This window comes from Caulobacter sp. AVps16, from assembly GCF_058681455.1.
Genome location: NZ_CM178739.1, coordinates 1394314 through 1420426, shown reverse-complemented (window position 1 = coordinate 1420426; position 26113 = coordinate 1394314). Strand labels below are relative to the sequence as shown.

Here is a 26113-nt window from a genome sequence, read left to right as displayed (position 1 = left end):
TCCGCAATCATTTTTATTCCGTAAACGGAGCATATCCGCGCACGGAACATTCTGATTTACGCCGCTAAACCGTGCCATATTTTTATCTGTATACAGAATATAATAGCCCCACCTTCACCGCCCCGCCTTGCAGGCCTGGCGCATCTTTCAACCGCCTTGCGGTTGGCGATGCCCGCAGCCTGGTCCGGCGCCGGAACCCTGCAGCAGGGGCATGGATCAAAGAAAAAGCCGCCTGCGTCGGCATGACGCAGGCGGCTTAATCGAGTTCGTCCAGATCCTCCGTGGGCGTCATCCGCCCGGACCCAGAGTTTGACCTAGGCGGCAGCGTCGAAGGACAGGGATTCGTAGCGCTTCAGGTGGTGGTCAACCGAGCCAAACAGGCCCTCGATGATCGACGCACGCTTGAAATAGTGGCCGATGGCCAGCTCATCAGTCATGCCCATACCGCCATGGATCTGGATGGCGTTCTGGCCGACAAACTTGCAGGCCCGGCCGATCTGCACCTTCATCGACGAGATCGCCTTGGCGCGGGTCGCCGCGTCTTCGTCGATCTTGATATTGGCCATATAGGTCATGGAGACGGCCTGTTCGACATTGATGAACATGTCGACCATGCGGTGCTGCAGGACCTGGAAGTTGGCGATCGCCGTGCCGAACTGCTTGCGCTGCTTGGCATAATCCAGGGTGTTTTCATGCAGCTTGCGCAGTACGCCCACCGCCTCGGCACCAACCGCTGCCGTGGCCTCGTCGATGACCTTGTCGACCAGCGGCAGGCCCTCGCCCTCGCCGCCGATCAGGGCGTCGGCCGGGATCGAGACATTCTCAAAATAGACTTCCGAGGCGCGGCCGCCGTCCACGGTCGGATAGTCGCGGGTGACGATGCCCGGTAGGCTCTTGTCGACCAGGAACACCGAGACGCCGCCCGTGTCCCGCTGAGCCCCACCCGTACGGGCGGTGACGATCAGATGCGAAGCGAAGGGCGCGCCGACCACGACGGCCTTGTGGCCGTTCAGGATGTAGCCCGAGCCGTCCTTCTTGGCGGTCGTCTTCAGGTCGCGCCAGGTGTAGCGGCTCTGGGGCTCGGCATAGGCAAAGGCGATGGTCGTGGACCCGCCGATGATGCCTTCGATCACGCTCGCCGCACCGGCATAACCGGAGTGCTTCATGAAGCCGCCGCCGATCACCACCGTGCCCAGATAGGGCTCGATGACGAGGGCTTTGCCGAACTCTTCCATGATGATCATGTTGTCGATCGCCCCGCCGCCGAGACCGCCGAGGTCTTCGCTGAATGAGGCCCCGAGGATGCCCAGTTCTTCAGCGAAGGCCTTCCAGTAGTCAGCCCGCCAGCCGCTCTCTGAGGCGACGATCTTCCGGCGCGTTTCGAAATCGTACTTGTCCTGCAGGAAGCTCGCGACCGTGTCGCGGACCATCGACTGCTCTTCGGTGAAGTTGAAATCCATCCCAGGGTTTCCCGTCTTTTTGTTTTGTCATCCCGGCCGTGGCTTGGCCGATGGCCGGGAACGTCAAGGTCTTTGAATTGGGCGGTCCTGGATGAGCCGCGCCGCAGCTCATCCAGGCTGACAGGCTGCTAGAGGCCCAGCACCATCTTGGCGATGATATTGCGCTGGATCTCGTTGGATCCGCCATAGATCGACGTCTTGCGGACGTTGAAATAGTGGGGCGCCGAGCGATGGGCAAAGTCCGGGCCGATCGGATGGGCGTTGTCGCCGTCGTTCGGGAAGCCCCGGAAATAGGGCGCGCCATAGTGGCCCGCAGCCTCGAGCACGAGCTCGGTGATCCGTTGCTGGATCTCGGTGCCCTTGATCTTCAGAACGCTGGACTCCGGACCCGGGCCCTTGCCGGCGGCTTCGCCTGCCAGGGTACGCAGTTCGGTGTATTCCAGGGCGGTCAGGTCGATTTCGAGTTCGGCGACCTTTCGCTTGAACACGGGGTCGGCCAGCAGGTTTTCGCCGTCATCCGACATTTCGGTCGAGGCGATGGCGCGGATACGTTCGATACCACGCTTGGAACGCGCGACGCCGGCGATACCCGAGCGTTCGTGGGCCAGCAGGAACTTGGCGCAGGTCCAGCCCTTGTTCTCTTCGAAGATGCGGTTCTCGACCGGCACCTTGACGTTCTCAAGCCAGACTTCGTTGACCTCGTGCTCGCCGCCGAGGGTGATGATCGGACGCACCGTGACACCCGGCGACTTCATGTCGATCAGCAGGAACGAGATGCCTTCCTGGATCTTGGCGGTCGGGTTGGTGCGGACCAGGCAGAAGATCCAGTCGGCATGCTGGGCCAGGGTGGTCCAGGTCTTCTGGCCGTTGACGAGGTAGTATTCCTTGCCATCATCGCCGGTGAAGCGCTCGGCCTTGGTCTTCAGGCTGGCGAGGTCGGAACCCGCGCCGGGCTCCGAATAGCCCTGGCACCACCAGATGTCACCCGACAGGGTCTTGGGCAGGAAGCGCTCTTTCTGCTCCGGCGTGGCGAAGGTGTAGATCACGGGCCCGACCATGTTGATGCCGAAGGGCAGGATCGGCACGCAGTCGGCGCGGGCGGTCTCTTCCGACCAGATGTAGCGCTGAACCGAAGTCCAGCCCGGACCACCGACCTTCTCGGGCCAGGCCGGAGCCACCCAGCCCTTGTTGGCCAAGACACGATGCCAGGCCAGGAAGTCCTCCTTGGCCATTTCCTCGCCCTCTTCCTGCTTTTCACGCAGGCCGGCCGGATAGTTCTCGGCGATGAAGGCGCGGACTTCGTCGCGGAACGCGACATCCTCGGGCGAGAAATCGAGATTCATGGCGGGCTCCCGGTTTCGGCCTCTATGTGGAGGGCCGATTTGTTGTGTCGGGATCCACGATAGATGTCGAACGGGCGTTTGGAAAGATGACGTTAGCGTCAACGGAAGCGAATATGATCCGCGTTCAGTTAGCGCCTAGCGGGCCTCGCAGGCCAGCTTGACCAGAGCGATCGCCGCAGCCCCACCCACGCCCTCTTCCTCCGCCAGGTTCAGCGCCACGAGCGGGCGCTTGCCCAGGGCCTGAAGAAGCCGGGCGTGACCCTTTGAGGTGCCGACATGGGCGGCCAGGCAATGATCCAGCAGGGCCGGTTCAAGCCTGTAGAGCACCGCAGCGGCAGCTGTTGCGGCGTAACCGTCGAGCAGAACGGGAATCTTCTGGATCCGCGCCGCCAGGATCGCCCCGGCGACCGCCGCCGTCTCACGGCCACCCAGTTGCCGCAGAACCTGTAGAGGATCGCTCAGAGCGCCCTCCTCCGTTGCGCGGGCAACGGCCCGCGTCACCAAAGCAGGAGCCTCGCTCCAGTCTTCAGCTTCGCCACCAAAGAGGGCCATGGCCAGACAGGCGGCAATCAGGTCGGACTCGGCGGCGATCACGCCGGGCACGAGCAGATCCGGCTGTTTGGCCAGGGCCTCCATGCCAAAGGCCATGGTGGCAGCGCACTCCTTCTCGCTCATCGACGGCCTGTCGACGGCATCCGGGGTCGGGCGATCCACGGCCAGATCAAAGGCTTCAAGCCCCGCCCCCTGAGCGCCGGCCAACCGGCAGACCGTCGCCGCGCCGGAAGCCACGGCCTCAAGCCGGTCACGGGCATAGCCGCGTGGTCCAACACCCTGACGCGCGCCGGCATAGAGGGCTACGACGGGGCGGTTGACCGCAGGGCGGGCCTTGCCGGTCCAGGCCGACAGCCAGGATGAGATCTCTGCAAGCCGATCACCCTGGGCCAGGTCAGGCGTAGTATCTGCCATTGGCGGGCTGGCCGCGAGGGCGCGAATATCGTCGAAAGGAGAAGCGGTCATGACCCGGGCTTTGGCGCCCGCGTCCCCACTTGTAAAGCGCTTGAGGCCTAGCGGGCCAGCAAGGCCTGACAGGGACCGTCGCGTTCAGCAATCAGGTCTGCCCGTGCCGTACCCTCGGCCCGACGGGCCTGACCGCTGACGACGATCACGGCGTCCGACGCCCGATCCACGACATAGTCTGCCCGCCCCTGCCTCTGGACCTTCACGAGGGCATTGTAGGCTGCAGCGTCTGCCACCCCAAGGCTGGTCGCCCTGGCCAAAGCCTGACACCGCGAAGCCTGCACGAACTGGCTATCGGTCAGGCGTGGCCCGGCCAGAACCGGGGTCGCTACCGCCAGGACCAGAGAACCGACAAAGAGATTTAGAACGATCATGGATGAGCTCCCCTTCATGGAGTTGAGACCTAATTTGCGGTGGATGTTGCGCGACGCTTGTGAACCAGAGACAATCAAGCCATGGACCTCACTGCCTCCTCGCCGCGCCCGATCGTCTCGCCTTGCATCAAGGTCTGCGCCGTTGACGGCCAAAGCGGATACTGCCTGGGCTGCCGACGCACCCTTCCGGAAATTGCGAGCTGGGCCCGCAAGAGCGACGACGAGCGGAGCGCCATTCTGGCTGAACTCCCTTCCCGGCCAGTTCCGATGATCAGCCTCGTGGCCGGCCAGGCCTAGGCGTCAGCGACCGCCCTTGAGCCAGACGGCGCAGGCTGACTGGCGCTCGGCCAACAACCTGTCCTTCTTGCCACCCTGAGCCCTATCCCCCTGAGCCTGGGCCGCGGTGATCCGCTTCGAGGCCGACGCCTTGGCCGCCAGGGTGCGGCTATGGCCTTCGGTCCGTAAAAGCTGATCGATGGCGGCAGTATCGAGCCGGCCGAGGCCTTCAGACGCGGCCAGGCCCCGACAGCGCGCCGCTTGCAGAAACCCGGAATCCGACACCCTGGACTCCGCTCCTGCAGCACTTGCGGCACCCGCAAAGGCCATGGCCACAACGGCCGCTGCAATCGTCGACTTCACGAAGATCCCCTCGATCAGCAAAAACAAATACTGAGCAATTGGATAGTTCATTTCACAACACAGACTAAGTTAATTTCAGTACATATTTCATTTATCTCGATTAAAGAACAACTTTTATCGAAATTCAGCAATCATAATTACCGCAACATTAACTATAGGAAATAATTCGACGATCCCATTCACGGGTTGAAAAGGCCTTTTCAGATAGAGTGAACCCCAACGGCCGAAGAAAACGGTCACAAAGCCTTTAAGGCGGGGTGTCTTCGATGTTGAAGTTTGTGGCGATTGCGGTGCTAGGCGCGCTTTCGGCAGTGGGAGCCGCAAAGGCCGTGGTGTCCCTGGACGATCTGCGCCATCCAGACCTCCGCGCCCCGGCTGCAGCGAGTGCAACGCTCGGTGGGCCCGATGGCGCGGCCCAGTTGACCAAGGGCCCTGACGGTCACTTCTGGGCTGAGGCTGCTGTCGACGGCAAGGCCGTGCGGTTCCTGGTCGATACCGGCGCGACGGCCGTATCCTTGAGCCTGGCCGACGCCAAACGGCTTGGCATCGACACCGACAAGTTGACCTATGACTACAGCGTGATCACCGCCGATGGCCGCACGCGGGCCGCCTCCGTGCAGCTCGCCAGCGTCGCCATCGCCGGGGCGCGCGTGCGTAATGTCGACGCCCTGGTCATCGAGAAAGGTCTTGAGACATCGCTTCTTGGGATGAGCTATCTGGGTCGCCTGTCACGCTTCGAAGCGACCCCCAAGGCGCTGATCCTGCACCCCTGACGGGTCATGCTTCGGCGAAACGGGCTTCCCGAGCCTCCAGAGCCTGCCGTACGGCCGCCAGGGCACGATCGACAACCTCTATCCCGGCCCCTGCCGGAACCCCCTCCACGGTCAGGATCCGCCGCCAGGCCCGCGCGCCAGGCAGGCCATGGAAAAGGCCAAGCATGTGGCGGGTCATGGCGGCCAGATGCACCCCCTCCGCCAAACGCCGCGCGATATAGGGCTTGTAGCGCTCTACAGCTTCGAACTCTGAGACATCCGCGACGGCTGCACCGAACACACGACGGTCCACAGCCCCCAGCAGGCCTGCCTCATGATAGGCTGAGCGGCCGAGCATCACCCCATCGACATGGGCCAGATGGGCCTCGACCGCATCCAGGTCGGTGACACCGCCATTGATCACGATGGTCAGGTTCGGACGTTCGCGCTTGAGCCGATAGACCAGCTCATAGTCCAGCGGCGGGATGTCACGGTTTTCTTTCGGTGACAGACCCTTGAGCCAGGCCTTTCGGGCATGAACGACAAAACTGTCGACGCCGGCAGCCGCACTGGCATCGACCAGGGCGAACAGGCTTTCTTCCGGCTCCTGGTCATCGACGCCGATGCGACATTTCACCGTCGCCGGCACCGAGACCGCCTGCCGAATGGCGGCCATGCACTCGGCCACCAGGTTGGGTTCGCGCATCAGGCAGGCCCCGAACCGCCCGCTCTGCACCCGATCCGAGGGGCATCCGACATTCAGGTTGATCTCGTCATAACCAAAATCCTCGCCAATCCTGGCCGCGAGGGCCAGTTCTGCGGGATCCGAGCCTCCAAGCTGCAGAGCCACGGGGTTTTGGCCCGCCTCAAACCCCAGCAGTTTTTCGCGATCCCCGTGCACCACGGCCCCGCTGGTGACCATCTCCGAATAGAGCAGAGCGTGGCGCGACAGGGTCCGGTGCAACGACCGACAGTGACGGTCGCTCCAGTCCATCATGGGGGCCACGGAGAATCTATGCGGTTGGAATGGCAGCATTTCCGGTCGTTTCAGCTCGGGAGAACCTCAGCCTGTACCCGAAATCGCGTTCCGATTGGCTATTTTTTCGGGCGGGCACGGCATGCGCCAAGCGGCCCCTGCCGTCTTGCGGACGCCTGAAGGCCTCGCTGCTATCTGCGCAAAGCAAAATGGCCAGGTTCATCAGAACCTGGCCACCTGTTGATGCCTGCTGGATCGCTAAGGGCGACTAGAACGGAATCTCGTCGTCGAGATCTGCAGAGAAGCTCTCTCGCGGGCCGCTGGGCTGGCTGCGCGGGGCGCCGCCACCATAGCCGCCGCCACCGCCGCCGCTGGAATAGCCGTCATCGCCACCGCCGGACGACGCGCCGGCACCGTCACCACGACCGCCGAGCATGGTCAGCTCGCCACGGAACTTCTGCAGCACGATCTCGGTGGAGTATTTCTCCGCGCCGGTATTGTCGGTCCATTTGCGGGTCTGGATCGCCCCCTCGATATAGACCGTCGAGCCCTTGCGCAGGTACTGCTCGGCAACCTTGACCAGGTTGTCGTTAAAGATGACCACCCGGTGCCACTCGGTCTTTTCCTTGCGCTCGCCCGAGGTGCGGTCACGCCAGCTCTCCGAGGTGGCAATACGGAGATTGGCGACGCGGTCACCGGATCCCAGGCTGCGGATTTCCGGATCGGCCCCGAGGTTGCCCACCAGAATGACCTTGTTGACGCTGCCCGCCATCGCTTCGACCTTGTTCACGCCCGGCGACCCATGCGCCGGAATCTGATCAAGACGTTAACGGAGCAGGCTGGTCAACGCAATTTTGTTCTCAATACGTTCCTGTGGACGACCGAAAGGCCGCACCGGCGCTCCTATTGGGCCGGGACCTCGCGGATCGCACCCGGCACCGCAAGCCGACCGTCGCCCGTCCGCACCAGCGACATGAAGCGGGCCCCGTCATAGGTCTGGCCAAGATAGATCCCTTCCTTCTCAAGGAAGATGAAGCTGCCCTGGTAGGATCCTGTCAGGGTCCTGTTGGGGCTACCCATACGGACAAAGCGGATACGCACCCCCTCCAGGATGGCCGCACATTGCTCCATGGTCGCCACGTTCCGCTCGACCGGATTGAACCGCAGGGTCTTGTCCTTGTTGGTCGCGACATGGAAGCAGACCCCCTTTTCAAAAGGAGCCTTGATCTGCTTTTCGCAGGCGACCAGCCCGAGCCCGGCGGCGGCAACGACGGTGGCGGCAATCAGAAGCTGACGGCGCATGGCAATACTCGGTTTAGCCGGCGGCGGGGATCGAGCAGTTCGGCCCCTGCTCGATCACGGAATGGAAGGAACGGTTGTCGGACGAGGCTTCAATCCTGCCGGGTACCAGTCGCAGGGTTTCCTCACCCCAGCGACCATAGGTGGCTCCGCCGGAACGTTCGCAACGACCGCCAAAAAGGGCCTGGGCGCAGGCGTTCAGAGTGATGTCCCCAGGCAACCGCCGCCATTCGGCACCCGAATAGCGCCAGCAGGCCGCCAGAGGTGCCGTTGAGGTCGTCGCAGCAGGTACAGGAGCGGGTCCCGGCACCGCAGCAGGCAGGGGCGGCGTTTCCATGGCGGGCGGGGGCAAGGGTGTCAGCACCGTGCCGGCCTGGTCGGCCGCTGCCAGGGCACCGGTCTCGTCCACGCCGACGTCCAGAGCTCCAGTCGCAACGCCATTTTTCTTGGCGCACTCGGCCAGGGTGGTCTCGCCGACAAACTGGCCGCCCACGAAGCAGCGCAGGGGGCGCGCGGGGTCGAGCTTGGTGTCGTCCGCCCGTCCGGTCTCGACGATCAGGCCTGCGCGCGACGCCGGGGGGGGCTCTGAGGACTTTCCCTTGCCACCCAGCAGCGCACCGGCAATGCCGATACCCGCCAGGAGAGCCAGGGCGGCGCCGCCTGCCAGAACGATGCGTCGGTCTTTCAGAAGTTCCATGAACACTGGCTACGACGCGAAGATGACGCTTTCAAGCGTCACGAAGTCACTGACCTAACGATCAGCCTGTCAAACGGTTCAGCGCGGCTTGGTAATTCGAAATCTGGTTCTTCAGATAGGCCGGCACGGTTCCGCCTGTCTTGCCGGCCGTATTGGTGGCGCTGTTGTTGATGCCGAGCGCATTGTCGGCGATTTCCCGGTAGGCGGTGCGCACCGCCGACATGGCGCGCGTAATCACTGATGAGGCATTCTTGCGGCCAGTCTCATCAGCGAGGTCCAGCTCCGGCGGAAGCTGGAGGCCGAACACGGGCCCGCCACCATCGGCCGAGACCGTCTTGCCGCTTTCAGTCTTGGTGCTGCGCACAACGCCCGCCGAAAGACCGAGGGCCTGAAGCACGTCCGTGCCGCCCTTCCCCGCCAGCACCTCGATGGTCGAGGTGGCATAGGCCGGGCTGATCTTCAGCTTGCGGGCATTGCCATCACTGGAGGTCTCGACCTTGGCCCGGAAACCCGAGGCCCGCTTGATCTTGTCTGCCAGGGTTTCCAGGGTGTCCTTGGCGTCGATCGTGATCGTCGTCAGCGTCCCGCGCTCACGGGTGCGGATCTGAAAGGTATCGCCGGCACGCGCCGCCGTTGCGGAGACCAAACGTTCCGACTGCGTGAAATCCATCTTGCCCTTGGGCAATCCAAAAGCGTCAAGACTGCTGGAACCGGCCTGATCGACGGCGATGGAGGTTGGCGTTGCATAACCGTCCTTGCCGGTCAGTCGCTGCGACCAGGACACAGCCCCCGTCCCGACGTCGATCTGCGCGACATAGCCGTCCTTTTCGCCGACCGTCGACTGGCCTTCGAGGTTCTTGCCGGCCGCTCCCACGAGCCAGGCCGAGCCGTTGGCGATAGCCATGCCGGTCACGGTGTCATCACCCGTTCCACCATAATAGGCCAGGGTATCGGCGCTCGTATCACTCAGGTCCAGCGACAGGCGGCCGACGAATCCATCAGAGCCGCCGGAGGCACCGCTGGTCGTGTTGGCCAGGCTCAGTGCCCCATTCGAGGTGTGCCCCCCGACATAGAGTTGACCGCCATCGATCTTGAGGCCGACCAACTCACCGCCCTTGAGCGATCCCAGATCACGCACCGTCCCCGCCGTGAGGGCGGCAGCCTTGGTATAGGTGACAGGCGTCGTGACCGTTACGCCGGCAGACGTCATGCTCGAAGCGTTCTCAGTGACCACGGTTGGGGCCACCGTGAAGCTGCGCAGAACGGCATTGCCATTCTCCTTGCCGCCGACCACCACCTGCGACCCGTTGACGACAATATCCGACACGGAGTCGTTCTCGGTCGTACCGAACTTTTCAGTGAAAAGGGCCTTGGGTCCGCCGTTCAGGTCCGTGGCGAAGGCCGTCAGGTAGGAATCGTAGCCTCCACCCGTTGCGGTGGTTGAGGCGGGCAGGTCGGATTTGGATCGCCCGCCGACATAGAGGATCCCGTCCGAACCGAAGGCCACGGCAGTGGCTTCGTCTTCAAGCATCGCGCCGCGCCGGACCGTCCACTGCTCGTCGCCGCTGGCATCATACCGCGTAACGAAGCTGTCGGTTTTGCCCGACGTGGCGTCAGAATTTATGGGTCCATCGACGGCACCCTGCAGCCGTCCGGTGACGGAGCCCGCAACCGCCACGCTTCCGTCGCTGGCCACGGCCAGGTTCAGACCGCTGGCGGAATCGGTGGCGCCCAGGCTTCGGGCATAAAGCAGATGGCCCGCCGAATCGTACTTCAGCAGGGCGACGTCCTGATCGCCCTTGATGACCTGACCGCTGACGTCCTTGGTGACGTCTGCGAGCATGTAGATGGAGCCGTCACTGCCCGACACCGTCTTGCGGACGCTTGAAATCGTACCCTGGAGGGTTTCGGAAAACACCTTTCCGCCCGCCTGGCCACCCCCGGCGGCGCTGTACTTGGTCAGGGTGTTTTCAATGACCGCGTCCTCGGTCTTGGTATCCTTGTCAGGATCGGGATTGCCGGCGGCCGTAGTGATATAGACGGCAGGCGTGGCGGCGGTCGCGGTGAAGGTCAGCTGCTCGCTCGAGTCGCCACGCACCCGCAAGGCAAAGTCATCGCCCGTAGCCGGCAGGGTCACCGGCTGGCCGTTGACCTGCACAGTTCGCGTCTCGCCGACCTTGCGTTCAACCGCAAAGCTGGTCTCGAACCCACCGGCCTTGAGCTTGCCATTCATGAAGCTGACGACGTTCGACATCGTCCTGGGCGTCGCGCCCATCTCGGCGAGGTCCATGGTCAGATTGGTGGTAACCCCGAACTTCCGGACAGCCAGATCAAAGCTGACATTGCCCTGGAACTTGGGCACCGGATCATCGGACTGACCGCTGTAGATGGTATCGGTGATGTAGCCGAAGACGTTCTTGGGAACCCCGACCGTCGACCGGGCCGTCGTCATGACCGAGCCCGGGGTCAAACGCCCCTGATCCAGACTCAGGTTCTGGGTGTAGCTGGTGACTTCGGAAAGACCCTTGGTCAGCGCGGTCTGCAGACGCTTGATCTCGCCGTCGGACACCCCTTTCTCAGACGCTCGCGCGGCGATCGCTGAAAGGGTGTTCAAAGCCTGATAGGTCGCGAACAGCTTCTTGTAGTCGCCGCTGGCCCCCTTGAGGCTGGTGGCATTGCCCTCTTCGTCAACAAACTTGCGGCCATTGAGCGCCGCCTTGACGAGGGTGCTGGGCTCGGCTGATCCACCCACCCAAGGGGCTGTGGGCACCACGGCCTTGGATCTACCGGACGAAGTCGCTGCAGTCGGCGCACCATTCACCTGGCCCGTGCGAGCCTGATAGTAGCCAAGCAGTGCGCTGGTGTCGAAGGTGATCACGGCAAGTCCTGTCGGGAGGCACGAGGCTCCCCGCTTCTATTTGAACGGCTTGTGCTGAAATCTGATTAAGGCCCGTGGTTACGGGGCAATTAGGTTCGCCTCCACCAGCCTGCGGCGGGCCGTTTCACGCAACGCGTTCCACTCGGAAGCCAGAATTCCGAGAAGCACGACATCCCGCGCAACGCCCGTCTTCAGCACATGGCCGCGCAGATAGCCCTCACGCCGAAATCCCGTGGCAGCCTGGGCCTTTAGCGCGGCGTCATTGTCAGCCATCACCTCGGCGAACACCTTGTGCAGGCCAAGCTCGCCAAAGGCACGATCCAGCCCAAGCACCTGTGCGGCCCGACCCACGCCGCGACCTCGGGCTTCAGCCGATCCCAGAAACCAGTTCCAGCTCGCTCGCCGATGATGGCTGAGCAAACCCGACAGGGTCAGCAGGCCCGACGGCGTTCCACCCCGGGTAATCAGCCAGCCGCGCATATCCGGATCCGAGCGAAGAAGGCTGAACCAGGCCGAATGGGCCTCACGGCTGGGAAAGGCCGCATCGGACATCCAACGATCGACTTCAGGTTCCGAGCGCCACTTGAACAGCACGCCCTCATCCTCGTCGCAGAGATCGCGAAGATCGATCATTCTGGCCGTTTCCTCATCCTGCCCCTCCAAGCGTATCGCGCGCGCCGGGTCTGGCCTAGTGCGCGGACGCCGTCTCGCCGCAACACGGCTAGCCGTTGAACAGCTTGAGGATGATCTGCGGTGCCGAGTTGGCAATCGACAAGGCCTGGGCACCGAGTTGCTGCTTGACCTGCAGGGCCTGGAGTCGAGCGCTTTCCTTTGCCAGGTCAGCATCGACCAGATTGCCGACGCCGGTTTCCAGAACGTCGGAAAGACGCGCGATGAAAGTCTGATGGGCGTCGATCTGCTTGGCCTGGGTACCGATATTGCCGACCGCCTGGTTCACGGCCCCCATGGTGGCGTCCAGCCGCGTCAGGACGCCGGTGGCATTGGTCACATTGAGAATGTCGTCAGTCGCCGACAGCGTATTGATCGTGCCACCAAATGACAGATTCTGCAGGTTCAGGGTAATTGCAGCCACGGCATCGGCGTCTGCGAGGAACGAAACATCGGTCGCCAGGCTGCCGTTCAGCAGATTCGCGCCGTCAAAGGTCGCGCTGGAAAGCACCTGGTTGAGATTCTTGATCAGCCCCTGGAAGTCGGCGTTCAAGGCCTCGCGAGACTTGGTGGTCAAGGAGGTGTCCTTGGCCGCAACGACCTTCTCGCGCATCAGGTTGAGGAGGTCGGAGACTGATTCGCCGGCCGCCAGGGCCACATCAGCGACGGAGGTGGCGCGGTCGAGACTCATCTTGACGGCGGACAAGGCGTTCATGTCGGCGCGTTGCGCTTGGGCGATCGACCAAACGGCGGCGTTATCCTGGGCGCTCGAAACAGCCAAACCCGTGTTGATGCGGGTTTGCACACCCTGCATGTCGTCGTTGGTTCTGTTCAGATTTTGCAGAGCGATCAGCGCGGGCTGATTGGTGTTGACGCTCAGGGTCATTCTCGGCCTCCGATCGGAAATTTTTTCCGGGATTGGTCCGCACGCCTCATGGCGAGCGAGCCCTCACGGAACCGACCGTAGGATCAGAAGGTAAGGTTATGGTTAACGGAAATAAACCATAACCGGATCGCCCCGCGGCGCGCCGCCGCAGGGGAGGAAGAGGCAAAAGGGCCGCCTCAGGTCAGGCCGTCATACACCGCGCCAGGGTCATAGCTGGCCGCATGCTTGAGCTTCAGCACGTCTTCTCGCGGTAGGACCTGGAGGGTCTCTCCCGTTCGACGGTCTACAGTCTTGTAGATGAAGGCCCCACTGTCCTCGTCCTGTTCGATGACGAGGCGAAGATCGCCGGGCTGATGTTCCACAGGAGCATCTTTTCGCGCTTCTGAAACGCCGACATCGCCCGCGGAGGTCTCCGGGGCGTTCAACTTTGTATAGGGGCTCGTTGGAACCGGGTCGGCTGCGGGGGCCGACAGAGCGGCTTTGGTTTCCATCTCTCCTTGCGCCAGCGCCTGCGCGGCGGCGTCCTCTGGTGGTGCGGGTTCTCCTCGCCTTCAGGCCTGAATGAGACGGAGGCGGACCAGACCCTGGCCCGCCTCCCCTGCTCCTTAACGGAACAGGCTCAGGATCGATGACGAAGCTTGGTTGGCAATCGACAGTGCCTGCACGCCCAGCTGTTGCTTGGTTTGCAGCGACTGCAGCTTGGCGCTTTCCTTGGCCAGGTCAGCGTCAACCAGGTTGCCGACGCCGGCATCCAGGCTGTCCTGCAGCTTGCCGACGAAGGTCAGGTGGGTGTCCAGGCCGACTGAGCTTGTGCCCAGCGAAGCCAGCTTGTTGGTCGCCGTTTGCAGGGCCGTGGACACTGTGGTGATCATGGTCTTGGCAGCAGTGGCGTCAGCGAAGGTCGAGGTGGTCGTCAGGCCGATGCCGGCCAGCGACAGGGTTTTGGCGGTGACCGTAAAGCCCGAACCATCCGAGTTGGCCAGGAAGGTCAGCTTGGTGGTGGTTCCGTCAGCGATGCTGACGCCGTTGAACTTGGCGTTGGTGGCCGCCTTGGTGATCTGGTCACGCAGCGACTCGAAGTCGGCCTTCAACGCGTTGAAGCTGGCGGTATTGAGCGAGGTGTCAGACGCTGCGAGCGCCTTTTCCTTCATCTTGCCCAGCAGGTCGGTGATGGTGTCGCCGGCGGCCAGGGCCACGTCGATGGTCGACTGGCCGCGCTGCAGCGAGTCCTTGACCGAATTCAATGAGGAGGCCGTGGAGGACTGGTTCTTAGCCGTCGCCCAGATCGCACCATTGTCCTTCGCACTCCCCACCTTCTTTCCGGTGTTGATGCGTTGCTGGACGGTCGCGAGCTCCGAATTGGTGGAGTTCAGGTTTTGCAGCGCGATCAGCGCGCCGCTGTTCGTGTTGATGCTATTCAGCGCCATAACGACTTTTCCTTTTCAAGGTGGTCCGACGTCATTTTGACTGCCGGGAGCTTTTTGCTCAGGTCGGTGGGAAGCAATGACCGGGCCAAACTTGCCGCCCAGGCAACATGCGCCAAGGGCTTGAAAAATAAGCGTTATAGGTCCATTTACGACAACAGCCCCCGGCAATTTCTGCCGGGGGCTGTTGTCGTGGGCAAATTCTGCCGGGCAATTGATGCCCTGAAAAGGAGGCGCCGGGCGACCCGAAGGTCGCCCGGCTTGTCGGATCACTTGAACAACGACAGGATCGACTGCGGCGTCTGATTGGCGATCGACAGGGCCTGCACTCCCAGCTGCTGCTTGGTTTGCAGCGACTGCAGCTTGGCACTTTCCTTCGCCAGATCCGCATCGACCAGATTGCCAACACCCGCTTCCAGGCTGTCCTGCAGCTTGCCAACGAAGGTCAGGTGCGTGTCCAGACCGACAGAGTTGGTGCCCAGCGACGACAGCTTGTTGGTCGCAGTGGTGAGAGCAGTCGTGATCGTGGCAATCATCGTCTTGGCCGTGGCAGCATCCGTGAAGGTCGAGCCGGCCGCCAAACCGATGCCGACGAGCGACAGGGTCTTGGACGCCACGGTGAAACCACCACCATCAGCATTGGCCAGGAAGGTCAGCGACGCCGTGGTGCCATCAGCCAGGCTGACACCGTTGAACTTGGCGTTCGTGGCCGCCTTGGTGATCTGATCACGCAGCGACTCGAAGTCTGCCTTCAGGGCGTTGAAGCTTGCCGTGTTCAGCGAGGTGTCGGAAGCGGCCAGGGCCTTTTCCTTCATCTTGCTGAGCAGATCAGTGATCGTGTCGCCAGCTGCGAGCGCCACATCGATCGTCGACTGACCGCGTTGGAGCGAGTCCTTCACGGAGTTCAACGAGCTCGAGCTGGAGCTCTGCATTTTTGACATCGACCAGATCGCGCCATTGTCCTTGGCGTTGGCGACCTTCTTGCCGGTGTTGATGCGGCCTTGGGTTGTTGAGAGCTCCGAGTTGGTCGAGTTGAGGTTTTGCAGTGCGATAAGCGCACCACTGTTGGTGTTGATTGAGTTCATCATGGGTCACCTACCGTTTTGGTCGGATTTCTCCGGCGCGAGCCGGCTGGGCGTTTTGCCTGCAGCGACCATCGCAAGGGGCGGGCCACTCGCAGACCCATGTGACCAGATTTTAAGTCAATGATTTTATTGAACTATAGACCAGCCAAGCTCCAAAACGAAGCCGCCCGGCGAATGCAAGATTCGCCGGGCGGCAGGAACTTCCTAAACAGCTGGGCAATTGGCGCCTGAGGGATCAGCCCCCTTCGACGCGCCCCGCCAGACCTTGCATGATCGTGCGATTGATATCGATCAGCGGTTCGAAATCCTCTTCCTTGCGCATGACCGCACTGGAATGGCGCCCGACCCAAAGGCTCAGGGAAATGATGCTCGCCCGCAATTCGGGTGCCAGGGCGTTTTCAGGCAAGGAACAGTCGGTGGCCATCGCCGACCAGACGCGGCGATTCCAGTCCAGCGCATCGATCCGCTTGGCAATATCGTCTTCGGGAGACTGAGCCGCGTCCATAAGGGCGCGAGTCACCTGTCCGAAGAGGCGATATTCCAGTTCACGCGGATTTTCAGCCCTCGTCGCCGCCTGCTGATAGGCTCGAAGAGACATGCCCCAACCTCTCGTCTTCGTACTCGATCAATTTTCGGCTCAACATGAGCGCCTTGTAGTATTCCCGCGCCATGACGTGCTTTGAAATCGCAATGCAATCTGCAAGCACGGCCGGGTTGCGCACCACGCTCATGAACTCGTTCAGGCGCGTGGCGAAGTCTTCGTAGAACCGTTCAGCGACACTCTCTTCAAGGTACATCATCATGACGGGGAAGTAGATGCGACGCGATGGCGTCGTCACCTGATCCAGCTGCATGATATCCTTCTCTCGAAGGACGGAGGCCTTGTTCTGGAGCACGAGAACGCCGCGTCGGTCGCCATTCTGGACGACCGCGCCATTCAAAACGAACTTCTCGCCGGGCTTCAGCGAAAGCTTCAAAGGCACGTTATGCCGCTCCCTTTTGCAATCGCCACGACAGCCCGGTCCGCCAGGATTAGCGGGTCAGAAGAAAGCTATGACGGATCGGGTTAACACCGTCTTGCTGGCCCTGTGACCGTGAGCCGCAGCTTAGGACTCAGTTAAGCATACTGCCTCACAGGATGGTTAACTCCAAACCTGCAAGGCTCAACCATGTCCCGCAAACGCGCCCTTGAAGGCTCTGGAAGTTCGCTGGCCCAGCAGGAAGTCACGGCGGCGGCGATCGTCCAGCGCGGGATCGCCGGGACGACCATGGGAGACTCGGCCTCCGCAGAAGCTCTCGCCCGGCTGGACCGCGCCGCCAAGGAACTGAAAAACCGCGAAACAGCCCGTCTGCTCGGCGAAGCAATCGCCGCCATTCATGCTCGCGACTTTCAGAAAGCCGACACCCTGGCCCTGGCCGTGCTCGAGAAGGACGAACGTCAGGGGGTCGCCTGGCATGTCCTGGCAATCGCCCGCGAAAAGAACGGCGACTTTGTTTCCTCGATGCGCGCCTATGAGGCAGCGCTGCAGCTCTTGCCGGACCACGGTCCGGTCGCCGGGGATCTGGGCCGACTGGCCTACCGCATGGATATGCCGGAGCTGGCCGCGAAATTCTTCGCCCACTACCGATTGGCACGACCCGACTGCGTCGAGGCGACCAACAACCTTGCCTGCGCCCTGCGCGATCTCAACCAATGCGCCGAGGCCATCGACATACTTCGCCCGGCCATCATGGCCGACCAAGGCCAGCCCATCCTGTGGAATACGCTGGGCACGGTGATGTGCAGCCTGGGTGACGGCCAGCAGGCCCTGACCTTCTTTGATGAGGCGCTCCGGCTCGCGCCATCGTTCGGCAAGGGCTACCATAATCGTTCCTATGCCCGTCTCGACCTGGGTGATGTCCCGGGTGCCCTGGCCGACTGCGAAGCGGCCATTGCCCACGCCGAGTCCGTCGAGGACCTGGCCATGATGCAGTTCGCCCGCTCAACCATCCTGCTCTGTCTTGGCCGGGTCAGCGAAGGCTGGGCGGCCTATGAGTCTCGCTTTTCACACGATCTTTCCGACGCGCCGCGCTTCCTGATCGATGCGCCGCGCTGGTCAGCCGACCAGTCCCTGACTGGAAAGCGCATGTTGATCTGCGCCGAACAGGGTCTGGGCGACGAAGTCATGTTCGCTAATCTGTTGCCGGACATCATCGAGGCAATTGGCCCGGAAGGCTCACTTTCAATTGCCGTCGAACACCGGCTGATCCCGTTGGTCCAGCGCTCGTTCCCCGACGCCGAAGTGACAGCCCATCGTACGGTCGCCTTTGAGGGACGCGTACGACGTACGGCACCTAATGTATCAGACTGGAGCAAGATCGACCTCTGGGCACCGATCGGCTCGCTGCTGCCCGTTCTGCGCCCGAGCATCGAGTCGTTCCCGAAGCGCCCCAGCTTCCTGAAAGCCGACCCGGCCCGAATCGCCCACTGGCAGCAGCAACTGGAAGCCGCCCCCCAGGGCCCAAAGGTCGGGCTACTCTGGAAAAGCCTGAAGCTGAATGGCGAGCGTGCGCGCCAGTTCTCGCCCTTTGACCTGTGGCATCCGGTCTTGCAGACGCCCGGCGTCACCTTCGTCAATCTGCAGTATGGCGATTGCGAAGAGGAAATCGCCTACGCCAGGGATGAGCTGGGCGTCGAGATCTGGCAGCCGGAAGGCATCGACCTGAAAAAAGACCTCGACGATGTCGCGGCTCTCTGCTGTGCCATGGACCTGATCATCGGCTTCTCCAATGCGACGATCAACCTGGCAGGAGCCTGCGGGGCCAAGGTCTGGCAGATCAGTGGCGCGGCATCCTGGACGCGCCTCGGCACGGACAGCCTGCCCTGGTATCCGCAGATCCGCTGCTTCTCGTCATCGGACTACTATGACTGGTCACCGACGATGAATGAGGTGGCCCAGGCCCTGGCCGACACCTATTCGGGGCAGGCGCCGAACTAAGGGTTTCGGGACATTCCGGTTTCAATTCCAGACGCTCTTGCCAAGCGCGCGCCGCCCGGTAGTTTGAACATCTGATTTGAACACTTGTTCGAGACCGGATCGATCCGGCAGAGGGTGGGTATGAGCCAGCGCTTTGAAGGCACTTCCGACTATGTCGCCACTGACGACCTCAAGGTCGCGGTCAATGCCTCCGTGGCGCTGGAACGTCCGCTCCTGATCAAGGGCGAGCCGGGCACCGGCAAGACGGTGCTCGCCTACGAAGTGGCCAAGGCCATGGGCGCGCCGCTGCTGACCTGGCACATCAAGTCGACGACCAAGGCCCATCAGGGCCTCTACGAATATGACGCCGTCACCCGCCTGCGCGACAGCCAGCTGGGCGACGAGCGGGTCAAGGACGTCAAAAACTACATCAAGAAGGGCAAGCTCTGGGAGGCTTTCGAAAGCCCGGTGCGCCCCGTCCTGCTGATCGACGAGATCGACAAGGCCGACATCGAATTCCCCAACGATCTGCTGCAAGAGCTCGATCGCATGGAGTTCTATGTCTACGAAACCGGTGAGACGATCGCGGCCAAGGTCCGCCCGATCATCATCATCACGTCCAACAACGAGAAGGAACTGCCGGACGCCTTCCTGCGGCGCTGCTTCTTCCACTATATCCGCTTCCCCGAGGAAGCGACGATGCAGGCCATCATCGATGTCCACTATCCCGGCATCAAGCAGAAGCTGGTCTCTGAGGCCCTGCGCATCTTCTACGACATGCGCAAGGTGCCGGGACTGAAGAAGAAACCCTCAACCTCGGAACTGCTCGACTGGTTGAAGCTGCTGATGGTCGAGGACATCGACGAGAGCCTGCTGCGCGAGAAGGATCCGACCAAGCTGATCCCGCCCCTGCACGGAGCGCTCCTGAAGAACGAACAGGATGTCCATCTGTTCGAACGCCTGGCCTTTCTGGCCCGGCGTGAGGGGGCCGGCGGTCGACCGGGGCAGTAAGGCCTTACCGGGAATTCACTGGACGCGAGTCACGAGCCCCCTCACCTTCCTTGTGAAATCAAAGGAATGGTCATGCGTCGTTCGACTTGGATCGCCTTGCTCGCCGCCACCAGCGCCTTGGCTCTGACGGCCTGTCATCGCAGTGAAACGGACAAGACCGAGAAGCTTGAGCACCATCGCTCTGGCGAGCCCATTCGGGTAATCAGCAAACTCGATTGCCCGGAAATCCAGGGGGAACTGAAGCGCGTCAGCGTGGCCGCTGATGGCCTGTCGTGCGCCTATGCCGGCAATGGGGCCGAGGTCAACCTGCGCCTGGTCGCGCTGAACGCCGGCAACGCAGAGGCCGCCCTCGCCCCCATCGAAGCGGAGCTCAAAACTCTGATGCCTACGGTCAAGCCTGCGGCCGAGCCCAAGGCTGGAGACAAGGCCGAGCGCAACAAGACCAGCATCCACCTGCCCGGCCTGAGAATTGATGCCAGCGACAGCGGTGCGGACATCAAGATTGGCCACATCACGATCAACAGCAGCGACGGTGGCGCATCTGAGGTCAAGATCGACAAGAACGTCACGGTCAAGGGCGACAGCCACAAGGACAGTGTCAGCATCACCACGTCAGATGGCGAGGATGCCGAGGGTGACGTCAATATCCGGGCCAGCGATGGCGGTGCCGAGATCCGCCACAGCAAGCGCGGGGACTCGATCCGTTCCACATTGATCCTGGCCAGCGACAAGGCCCCCAGCGGCTATGGCGTCGTCGGCTACGAGGCCCGCGGCCCCAAGGGGGGACCGCTGGCCGTCGCTACCATCAAGGCCAAGAACCGCAATTCCGGTGACCATGACGTCTTCAAGGACATGAAGGCCCTGGTTCGCCACAATGTCGGTGGCTGAGATCAGGCCGGAATGACGGCGACCTCCATCACCTTGTAGGTCAGGGCACGACCGTCTTCGTCGGTCACGGTGACATATTCACCGAGGGCAAATCGGTGATCGCCCAGCCGGTGCACAGGTTCGTCATCGGCCGTGTCAGCCGAGTCGTAGTCGAAGAACCAGCGTGACCCTTTTCGCGCCAGCCGGCCGTCGACGGCATCCTCGTCGGGCGTGAAGCGGCGCACGCTGCAGGCCGCTCTGTGCTTGGCATAGGCCGCTTCATCCAGATGCCCGTCGGACGTCAGAGGGGCCGTGAGGGTGTAGCCGCGATGGTCGTCGCCCCCGGCGAACTCCGTTCCAGGGTTGCGGGCAAGGCGCAGCACGATGCGAGACAGGGACATTGAAGCCTCCCTTTGAGAATGACGGCCGATTTAGTGTGACAGGAACAGCGAAGGACCATCGCTGTTGAGCAGGCTGCGGGTCGTGCCGCCGAAGATGAACTCCTGCAGCCGCGGATGGCCGAACGCCCCGGCGACCAGGAAGTCGGCCCCAATGTCCCGAGCCTGTCCAAGGAGGACGCCGGCAGCATCACCAGTACCCGGCAGGACCTGACTGGTCGCCGCCACACCGCGTGAACTGAGGAACTCGACCAACCGGTTCAGATCGAAATGCCGCGATGACGCGCCTGGCGCGCCGGCAACGATCACCGATGAGGCTTTCTGCAACAGCGGCAAGGCCGTGCGTACCGCCCGGCTGGCTTCCTTGCCGCCGTCCCAGGCGACAAGGGCCACGCCGCCGATCTTCAAGCCCGGTCGCGCCACCACGACGGGTCGCTGCTCGTCCGCCACCAACTGCTGAAAGGCTTCCGCCAGCGGCCCCTTGCCGCGCGCCGAGGCGTTGTCGAACACAATGACGTCCGACAGTCGCCCCTCCATGGCCAATCCCGCCCAGACCGGCGAGTCCAGGCTGATCACCCGGGTCCGGCCATAGCCGATCTCGGCAGCCAGGGCCCCGACGGCGCGGGCACCTTCCAGGGCCGCCTCCTTCAGGCTCTCCATGGCCGTGACCTGCACGCCGCCCATGAAGCCTTCACCCATCCAGGGCATGAGGTCGGCCATATCCGCCGGCGCATGGACACAGGCCAGCTCAGCCTCAAAGGCCTTGGCTAGCACGGCCGCAGACGCAAGAAGTTCCCGGTCGGCCTGGGCTCCCGCGAGTGGAGCCATTATTCTCGCCCAGCTCATGATCGAACTCCCTTTGGCGTGCATTTCCACAGATCAGGCCGCTCCGCTCATTGATCTTTGTCAACCAATGGGCCAGTCAGTCCAACTTCACCGTAAGGAACGATCTCGTGGCCAAAGGGCTGCATAGGGGCGCGGCACCCCGCGCTTGGCAAAGGATGCTCTCCGGCCGGAGGCTGGATCTCCTCGACCCGTCGCCGATGGACATCGAGATCGAGGACATCGCCCACGGCCTGGCAAGGGTCGCCCGCTGGAACGGCCAAACGGTTGGCGACCACGGCTTTTCCGTCGCCCAGCACAGCCTGGTGGTCGAAGAAATCGCAGCCCATATCAAGCCCGACCTCGAGCCGAAATGGCGACTGGCCGCCCTGCTGCATGATGCGTCCGAATATGTGATCGGCGACATGATCAGCCCGTTCAAGGCTGCACTCGGCGTCAGCTACAAGGACTTCGAAGGGCGGCTGGAAGATGCAATCCATATCCGCTTCGGACTGCCCGTGAAGACGCCGCCGGCGATCAAGAAGCTGATCAAGCAGGCAGACCGCGCCTGCGCCTTCTTCGAGGCGACCCAATTGGCCGGCTTCGAACATGCCGAGTCCCTGGCGATTTTCGGAGCGCCGCCCCCGGGATACGATCTGCAGATCCGGCCGCAGGCCCCGTTCGAAGCCCAGGCTCAGTACGTGCAGCGATTCCACGTGCTCTCCCGGGCCGCCGGCTTTGAATCAGCCCCCCTCGCGGTCCTGGAAACCGAATGACCGCGTCGGTCGTCATCGGGCTTTCCGCCGTCGTCGTCGCCATTCGCGACGGCGAGGCCGTCGTGCTGACGGTTCGCCCGCATGACGCTGTCACCGACGTCGCCTCGCCCCTGCCCGGCCTACCCTTTGGTCCGTTCGACCCGGAAGGCCACCGAACCTTCGAACTTGGCCTGCGGGCCTTCGTGACCGAGCAGACACGGTTCCAGCTGGGCTATGTCGAACAACTCTACACCTTCGGCGACAAGGGCCGCGACGCGCCCCGGGCGGAGGTCGGGGCCGGAGCCGCGCGCGTGGTTTCGGTCGGCTATCTGGGCCTGACCCCCGACGCCATTGACACCAATGCTCCCGATACGGCCTGGGCTCCCTGGTCGCGGTTCTTCCCCTGGGAGGACTGGCGGCAGGGCCGGCCTGCCCTCTTGGACACCGTTCTGGCCCCAGCCTTGAAGCGCTGGGCCGGGGACGACGCGGCCAAATGGTCTCGCGCCCGTCTGGCCTTTGCTCTGGATGGCGCTCCCTGGAACGAGGAACGGGTCCTGGAGCGCTACGAGCTCCTTTACGAAGCTGGCCTCGCCCCGGAGGCCGCTCGCGACCAGGCCCGCGCCGATGGCGACGATCCGGCGGAGCCCGCAGCCCTGTCGGCAGCCCTCGGCGAACCCATGATCTCGGACCACCGTCGCATTCTGGCGACCGGCCTGTCGCGCCTGCGCGGCAAGATCAAGTATCGTCCGGTGGTCTTCGAACTGACGCCCGAAGAGTTCACCCTCTCGACCCTGCAGCGCACAGTGGAGGCCATCGCCGGCGTGCTGCTGCACAAGCAGAACTTCCGCCGGGTGGTCGAGCGCGAGGATCTGGTCGAGGGGCTGGGCAGACTCGACGCCGAGACCGGTGGGCGTCCGGCCGAACTGTTCCGGTTCCGCCGTGAAATGCTGGTGGCGCGCCCGGCCAGCGGCCTCAGCCTGCCGCTTCTGCGCGACTGAAACCCACTATTCCGCAGCTGCGGGAGCTTCGTCTGAAGCCCTCTCCGCCTCCACCCGCGCCCGCCACCTGGCCTTCAGGGTGTGGGAGGTATCCCGTGAGCCATCCGGGCTCCATCCGGGCGGACCGAACACAAAGCCCAGTACCTCGCGTGGTGACTTCGAACCGGCCAGATCCTTGGCGATGCCGATCCACTCGTGGAAGACGTTGTGGAACAGGTTGAAATTGCCAAGGTTCTTCACCGTACCATAGCGGCAGGGCTCTTCGTCGACCTCGGGGATGTAGGTGCCGAACATCCGGTCCCAGATGATCAGGATGCCGGCATAGTTGGCGTCCAGATAGCGAGGGTTACGGGCGTGATGCACCCGGTGGTGCGACGGCGTGTTGAACACCGCCTCGAACCAGCGCGGCATGCGCTTGACCGCCTCGGTGTGGATCCAGAACTGGTAGACGAGGCTGATGCCCTTCTGGATGGCCACCATGGCCGGCGGAAAGCCCAGAAACACGAGCGGAAGCCACAGGATCCAGGTCCCGGCAATGCCGCCCGTCCAGGTTTGCCGCAGCGCGGTCGACAAGTTGTAGTGCGTCGAGGTGTGGTGGTTCACATGGCTGGCCCACCAGAACCGCCGCTCGTGGGCGATGCGGTGGAACCAGTAATAGGTCAGGTCCTCGGCGAAGAAGAGTACAACCCAGGCCCAGACGGCGGTCATCGGAATTGAGAAGATCCGGTGCTCGTACACCCAGACCGTAGCGGCGAAGACCAGACCGGCGGTCAGCAGTCCGGCGACCGTGCTGCCGAAGCCCATGGCCAGGGACATGGCCGTGTCCCGGGGTTCGTAATGGGCCTTGGCCTTGCCGAGGCGCGCCAGGCCGATCTCGAGGATGATGGCCAGGACGAAGAAGGGTATCGCCATCTGGACGGGATCGATTTCGGCTTTCATGCCGCCAACTCCTTCGGGGGCCAGACATCATCGGCGACAGCGAGGGCCGGACGGCCGTCAGCCGTCTTCAGGATCCGGAGGCCCCTGAGCGAAGGCGCGGTCGCCACGGCGGCCCAGTCCAGATCACGCGCCACATAGCCGTCGCCGCGCCTCCAGAGCACCAAGGCAGTATCGCCGTCCCTGGCCAGGGCGGCCCGCCCATCGGCCGATATCCAGCGCGCCATCGGGCGATGGTCCGGAAACTCCTGCGCCAGAAGGGCTGAAAGGCTGGTGGCATCCAGCGGCGGGGTTGGCCTGGCGATTCCCGCCAAGGCTGATAGGCCCACGAGCACGCTGATCGCGATCGCCGACCCGATCAGTTGTATCAGCATCGCCTTTTCCAAGCTGACGCCGCCCTCCCTTTTTTTCCAGCGTCGGGCCACAGGTGCCCCACGTCAAGAGTGACGCCTGCGTCAAGTTTCTTCGACCCCATGCCCGCGTGGTTCGCTAGTCCAGAGCTCGAAGCCCGGTTGGTGCCTCTGGCCATTGCCTGTCGCAGCGGCAACCTGCCTTCATGGACTAAGCGAAACAGGGGTGCGGTGAGTCATGGGTGACGGGAGCGTCTTCCATGATATCAACCTCGCCATAAGCAAAAGATCGCAGGTTCGCAGAGGCCTGCGCGCATCATCGGGACTAGTCGCGTGCATAAAGCCGTCATCGCCGCCACGGGGCTCTACACCCCGCCGTTCAGCATTTCGAACACCGAGCTGGTCGAGGCCTTCAATGCCTTCGTCGAGCGCTTCAACGCCGCCAATGCCGAGGCCATTGCCGCTGGCGACGTCGTCGCCCTGGCCCCGTCGTCGCCCGAATTCATCGAGAAAGCCTCGGGCATCAAGTCGCGCTTCGTGATGAACAAGGACGGGATCATCGATCCGGACATCATGCGACCGGTCCTGCCCGAGCGCCCGAACGAAGAGATCTCGATCCTGGCCGAAATGGCAGTGGAAGCCGCAAAGCAGGCCATCGCGGCCTGGGGCAAGCCAGTGTCGGAGATCGGAGCCGTCATCTGCGCAGCTTCCAACATGCAGCGGGCCTATCCCGCCATGGCGATTGAGGTTCAGCAGGCCCTGGGAATAGAGGGCTTCGCCTTCGACATGAACGTGGCCTGCTCCTCGGCCACCTTCGGCATCAAGGCGGCAGCCGACTTTGTCGCCACCGGCAGCGCCAAGGCCGTGCTGATGGTCAATCCCGAAATCTGCTCGGGCCATCTGAACTTCAAGGACCGCGACAGCCACTTCATCTTCGGCGATGTGGCCACGGCGGTGATCATCGAGGATGCGGCCCAGGCGACCGGCGGCTGGGAGATCGTCGGCACGCGCCTGAAGACCCAGTTCTCCAACAATATCCGCAACAATTTCGGCTTCCTGAACCGTGCAGCGCCGGAAGGCGAAGGGGCCCGCGACAAGCTGTTCGTCCAGGAGGGGCGCAAGGTGTTCCGTGAAGTGGTGCCGATGGTCAGCGAGATGATCGTCGAACACGCCGCCGACCTTGGCCTCGATCCGAAGGCTCTGAAGCGCCTCTGGCTGCACCAGGCCAATATCAACATGAACGAGATGATCGGCCGCAAGGTCCTCGGCCGCGACCCTGCCCCGGGCGAGAACGTCATCATCCTCGACACCTATGCCAATACCAGCTCCGCCGGCTCGATCATCGCCTTCCACTCGGCCAATGACGATTTTGCCGCCGGCGAAACAGGACTGATCTGCAGCTTCGGCGCAGGCTATTCCGCCGGAACGGTGTTCGTGAGGAAGCGCTAGCTCGGCGCTACTGCAAAAAAAGGCCCGACGCGACGGGGCAGAGCGTCGAGGCCCGGGGGCAAACGCTATGC

The 26113-nt window shown here is 63.0% G+C and carries 29 protein-coding genes; 8 read left to right on the top strand and 21 right to left on the bottom strand.

The window, feature by feature from the left end:
• Positions 1 to 314: 314 nt before the first annotated feature.
• The 4 genes from ACW17U_RS06925 to ACW17U_RS06910 form a co-directional block, all read right to left on the bottom strand.
• Entirely contained in the window at positions 315 to 1460 is a 1146-nt protein-coding gene (locus tag ACW17U_RS06925) for an acyl-CoA dehydrogenase family protein (protein WP_492055330.1), read from the bottom strand.
• A 128-nt stretch (positions 1461 to 1588) separates the two neighbouring features.
• Positions 1589 to 2803 (bottom strand): acyl-CoA dehydrogenase family protein, encoded by a 1215-nt coding sequence (locus ACW17U_RS06920; protein ID WP_492055329.1) that lies wholly within the window; start codon positions 2801 to 2803, stop codon positions 1589 to 1591.
• Positions 2804 to 2938: 135 nt separating this feature from the next.
• Positions 2939 to 3820 (bottom strand): nicotinate-nucleotide--dimethylbenzimidazole phosphoribosyltransferase, encoded by an 882-nt coding sequence (locus ACW17U_RS06915; RefSeq protein ID WP_492055328.1) that lies wholly within the window; start codon positions 3818 to 3820, stop codon positions 2939 to 2941.
• A 47-nt stretch (positions 3821 to 3867) separates the two neighbouring features.
• Positions 3868 to 4194 (bottom strand): hypothetical protein, encoded by a 327-nt coding sequence (locus ACW17U_RS06910; RefSeq protein ID WP_492055327.1) that lies wholly within the window; start codon positions 4192 to 4194, stop codon positions 3868 to 3870.
• A gap of 81 nt (positions 4195 to 4275) precedes the next feature.
• Here ACW17U_RS06910 and ACW17U_RS06905 point away from each other — a divergent pair, with 81 nt between their 5' ends.
• Positions 4276 to 4491, top strand: coding sequence for a DUF1289 domain-containing protein (locus tag ACW17U_RS06905; RefSeq protein ID WP_062146693.1), 216 nt, complete (start codon positions 4276 to 4278; stop codon positions 4489 to 4491).
• A 3-nt stretch (positions 4492 to 4494) separates the two neighbouring features.
• Here the strand turns inward: ACW17U_RS06905 and ACW17U_RS06900 are convergent, their stop codons facing one another.
• Positions 4495 to 4833, bottom strand: coding sequence for a hypothetical protein (locus ACW17U_RS06900; protein ID WP_492055326.1), 339 nt, complete (start codon positions 4831 to 4833; stop codon positions 4495 to 4497).
• Between the two features lie 257 nt (positions 4834 to 5090).
• On the opposite strand from ACW17U_RS06900, the gene ACW17U_RS06895 reads away from it, so the two are divergent.
• Positions 5091 to 5606, top strand: coding sequence for a TIGR02281 family clan AA aspartic protease (locus ACW17U_RS06895; protein ID WP_062146695.1), 516 nt, complete (start codon positions 5091 to 5093; stop codon positions 5604 to 5606).
• Positions 5607 to 5610: 4 nt separating this feature from the next.
• On the opposite strand, the gene dusA is transcribed toward ACW17U_RS06895, so the two are convergent.
• From dusA to flbT, 12 genes are all read right to left on the bottom strand, one after another.
• Positions 5611 to 6621, bottom strand: a complete 1011-nt coding sequence (dusA, locus tag ACW17U_RS06890; protein WP_492055325.1) for a tRNA dihydrouridine(20/20a) synthase DusA — start codon at positions 6619 to 6621, stop codon at positions 5611 to 5613.
• A 208-nt stretch (positions 6622 to 6829) separates the two neighbouring features.
• Complete coding sequence (ssb, locus tag ACW17U_RS06885) at positions 6830 to 7333, bottom strand: single-stranded DNA-binding protein (protein ID WP_062151494.1); 504 nt, start codon at positions 7331 to 7333, stop codon at positions 6830 to 6832.
• A gap of 131 nt (positions 7334 to 7464) precedes the next feature.
• Positions 7465 to 7863, bottom strand: a complete 399-nt coding sequence (locus ACW17U_RS06880; protein ID WP_062146699.1) for a hypothetical protein — start codon at positions 7861 to 7863, stop codon at positions 7465 to 7467.
• A gap of 13 nt (positions 7864 to 7876) precedes the next feature.
• Positions 7877 to 8557, bottom strand: a complete 681-nt coding sequence (locus ACW17U_RS06875; RefSeq protein ID WP_492055324.1) for a hypothetical protein — start codon at positions 8555 to 8557, stop codon at positions 7877 to 7879.
• A gap of 61 nt (positions 8558 to 8618) precedes the next feature.
• Positions 8619 to 11435, bottom strand: a complete 2817-nt coding sequence (locus tag ACW17U_RS06870; RefSeq protein ID WP_492055323.1) for a hypothetical protein — start codon at positions 11433 to 11435, stop codon at positions 8619 to 8621.
• Positions 11436 to 11513: 78 nt separating this feature from the next.
• The gene (locus ACW17U_RS06865) at positions 11514 to 12068 is read right to left on the bottom strand and encodes a GNAT family N-acetyltransferase (RefSeq protein ID WP_062146705.1); all 555 of its coding nucleotides are present in this window, start codon (positions 12066 to 12068) and stop codon (positions 11514 to 11516) included.
• A gap of 88 nt (positions 12069 to 12156) precedes the next feature.
• Positions 12157 to 12990, bottom strand: coding sequence for a flagellin (locus tag ACW17U_RS06860; RefSeq protein WP_062146707.1), 834 nt, complete (start codon positions 12988 to 12990; stop codon positions 12157 to 12159).
• Positions 12991 to 13166: 176 nt separating this feature from the next.
• Positions 13167 to 13352: a hypothetical protein gene (locus ACW17U_RS06855; protein WP_084746231.1), complete on the bottom strand. Its 186-nt coding sequence runs from the start codon at positions 13350 to 13352 to the stop codon at positions 13167 to 13169.
• A gap of 243 nt (positions 13353 to 13595) precedes the next feature.
• Positions 13596 to 14417 (bottom strand): flagellin, encoded by an 822-nt coding sequence (locus tag ACW17U_RS06850; protein ID WP_062146710.1) that lies wholly within the window; start codon positions 14415 to 14417, stop codon positions 13596 to 13598.
• A gap of 266 nt (positions 14418 to 14683) precedes the next feature.
• Positions 14684 to 15502, bottom strand: a complete 819-nt coding sequence (locus ACW17U_RS06845; RefSeq protein WP_062146712.1) for a flagellin — start codon at positions 15500 to 15502, stop codon at positions 14684 to 14686.
• 232 nt (positions 15503 to 15734) lie between these two features.
• The gene (flaF, locus tag ACW17U_RS06840) at positions 15735 to 16097 is read right to left on the bottom strand and encodes a flagellar biosynthesis regulator FlaF (protein WP_062146714.1); all 363 of its coding nucleotides are present in this window, start codon (positions 16095 to 16097) and stop codon (positions 15735 to 15737) included.
• Positions 16057 to 16482, bottom strand: coding sequence for a flagellar biosynthesis repressor FlbT (gene flbT / locus ACW17U_RS06835; RefSeq protein WP_062146716.1), 426 nt, complete (start codon positions 16480 to 16482; stop codon positions 16057 to 16059). Before flbT ends, flaF begins: the two co-directional genes overlap by 41 nt.
• Before the next feature lie 186 nt (positions 16483 to 16668).
• Here flbT and ACW17U_RS06830 point away from each other — a divergent pair, with 186 nt between their 5' ends.
• The 3 genes from ACW17U_RS06830 (at position 16669) to ACW17U_RS06820 (ending at position 20355) form a co-directional block, all read left to right on the top strand.
• Entirely contained in the window at positions 16669 to 18477 is a 1809-nt protein-coding gene (locus tag ACW17U_RS06830) for a tetratricopeptide repeat protein (RefSeq protein ID WP_492055322.1), read from the top strand.
• Positions 18478 to 18597: 120 nt separating this feature from the next.
• Complete coding sequence (locus tag ACW17U_RS06825; RefSeq protein ID WP_062146720.1) at positions 18598 to 19467, top strand: AAA family ATPase; 870 nt, start codon at positions 18598 to 18600, stop codon at positions 19465 to 19467.
• A 72-nt stretch (positions 19468 to 19539) separates the two neighbouring features.
• On the top strand, positions 19540 to 20355 hold the full coding sequence (locus tag ACW17U_RS06820) for a hypothetical protein (RefSeq protein ID WP_492055321.1): 816 nt from the start codon (positions 19540 to 19542) through the stop codon (positions 20353 to 20355).
• Positions 20356 to 20357: 2 nt separating this feature from the next.
• On the opposite strand, the gene ACW17U_RS06815 is transcribed toward ACW17U_RS06820, so the two are convergent.
• Positions 20358 to 20735 carry a hypothetical protein gene (locus ACW17U_RS06815; protein ID WP_062146725.1) on the bottom strand — a complete coding sequence of 126 codons (378 nt, stop codon included), beginning with the start codon at positions 20733 to 20735 and terminating at the stop codon, positions 20358 to 20360.
• 30 nt (positions 20736 to 20765) lie between these two features.
• Entirely contained in the window at positions 20766 to 21578 is an 813-nt protein-coding gene (locus tag ACW17U_RS06810) for a universal stress protein (RefSeq protein WP_062146727.1), read from the bottom strand.
• 107 nt (positions 21579 to 21685) lie between these two features.
• Between ACW17U_RS06810 and ACW17U_RS06805 the strand changes: the two genes are divergently transcribed.
• Positions 21686 to 22330: a YfbR-like 5'-deoxynucleotidase gene (locus ACW17U_RS06805; RefSeq protein WP_492055320.1), complete on the top strand. Its 645-nt coding sequence runs from the start codon at positions 21686 to 21688 to the stop codon at positions 22328 to 22330.
• Complete coding sequence (locus tag ACW17U_RS06800) at positions 22327 to 23307, top strand: NUDIX hydrolase (protein WP_492055319.1); 981 nt, start codon at positions 22327 to 22329, stop codon at positions 23305 to 23307. The genes ACW17U_RS06805 and ACW17U_RS06800 overlap by 4 nt, the downstream gene beginning before the upstream one ends.
• A gap of 6 nt (positions 23308 to 23313) precedes the next feature.
• Here the strand turns inward: ACW17U_RS06800 and ACW17U_RS06795 are convergent, their stop codons facing one another.
• The gene (locus ACW17U_RS06795) at positions 23314 to 24246 is read right to left on the bottom strand and encodes a sterol desaturase family protein (RefSeq protein WP_492055318.1); all 933 of its coding nucleotides are present in this window, start codon (positions 24244 to 24246) and stop codon (positions 23314 to 23316) included.
• Positions 24243 to 24617 carry a hypothetical protein gene (locus ACW17U_RS06790; protein WP_492055317.1) on the bottom strand — a complete coding sequence of 125 codons (375 nt, stop codon included), beginning with the start codon at positions 24615 to 24617 and terminating at the stop codon, positions 24243 to 24245. Before ACW17U_RS06790 ends, ACW17U_RS06795 begins: the two co-directional genes overlap by 4 nt.
• 309 nt (positions 24618 to 24926) lie before the next feature.
• On the opposite strand from ACW17U_RS06790, the gene ACW17U_RS06785 reads away from it, so the two are divergent.
• Positions 24927 to 26042 (top strand): beta-ketoacyl-ACP synthase III, encoded by a 1116-nt coding sequence (locus ACW17U_RS06785; protein ID WP_062146736.1) that lies wholly within the window; start codon positions 24927 to 24929, stop codon positions 26040 to 26042.
• The last annotated feature ends 71 nt before the right edge of the window (positions 26043 to 26113 follow it).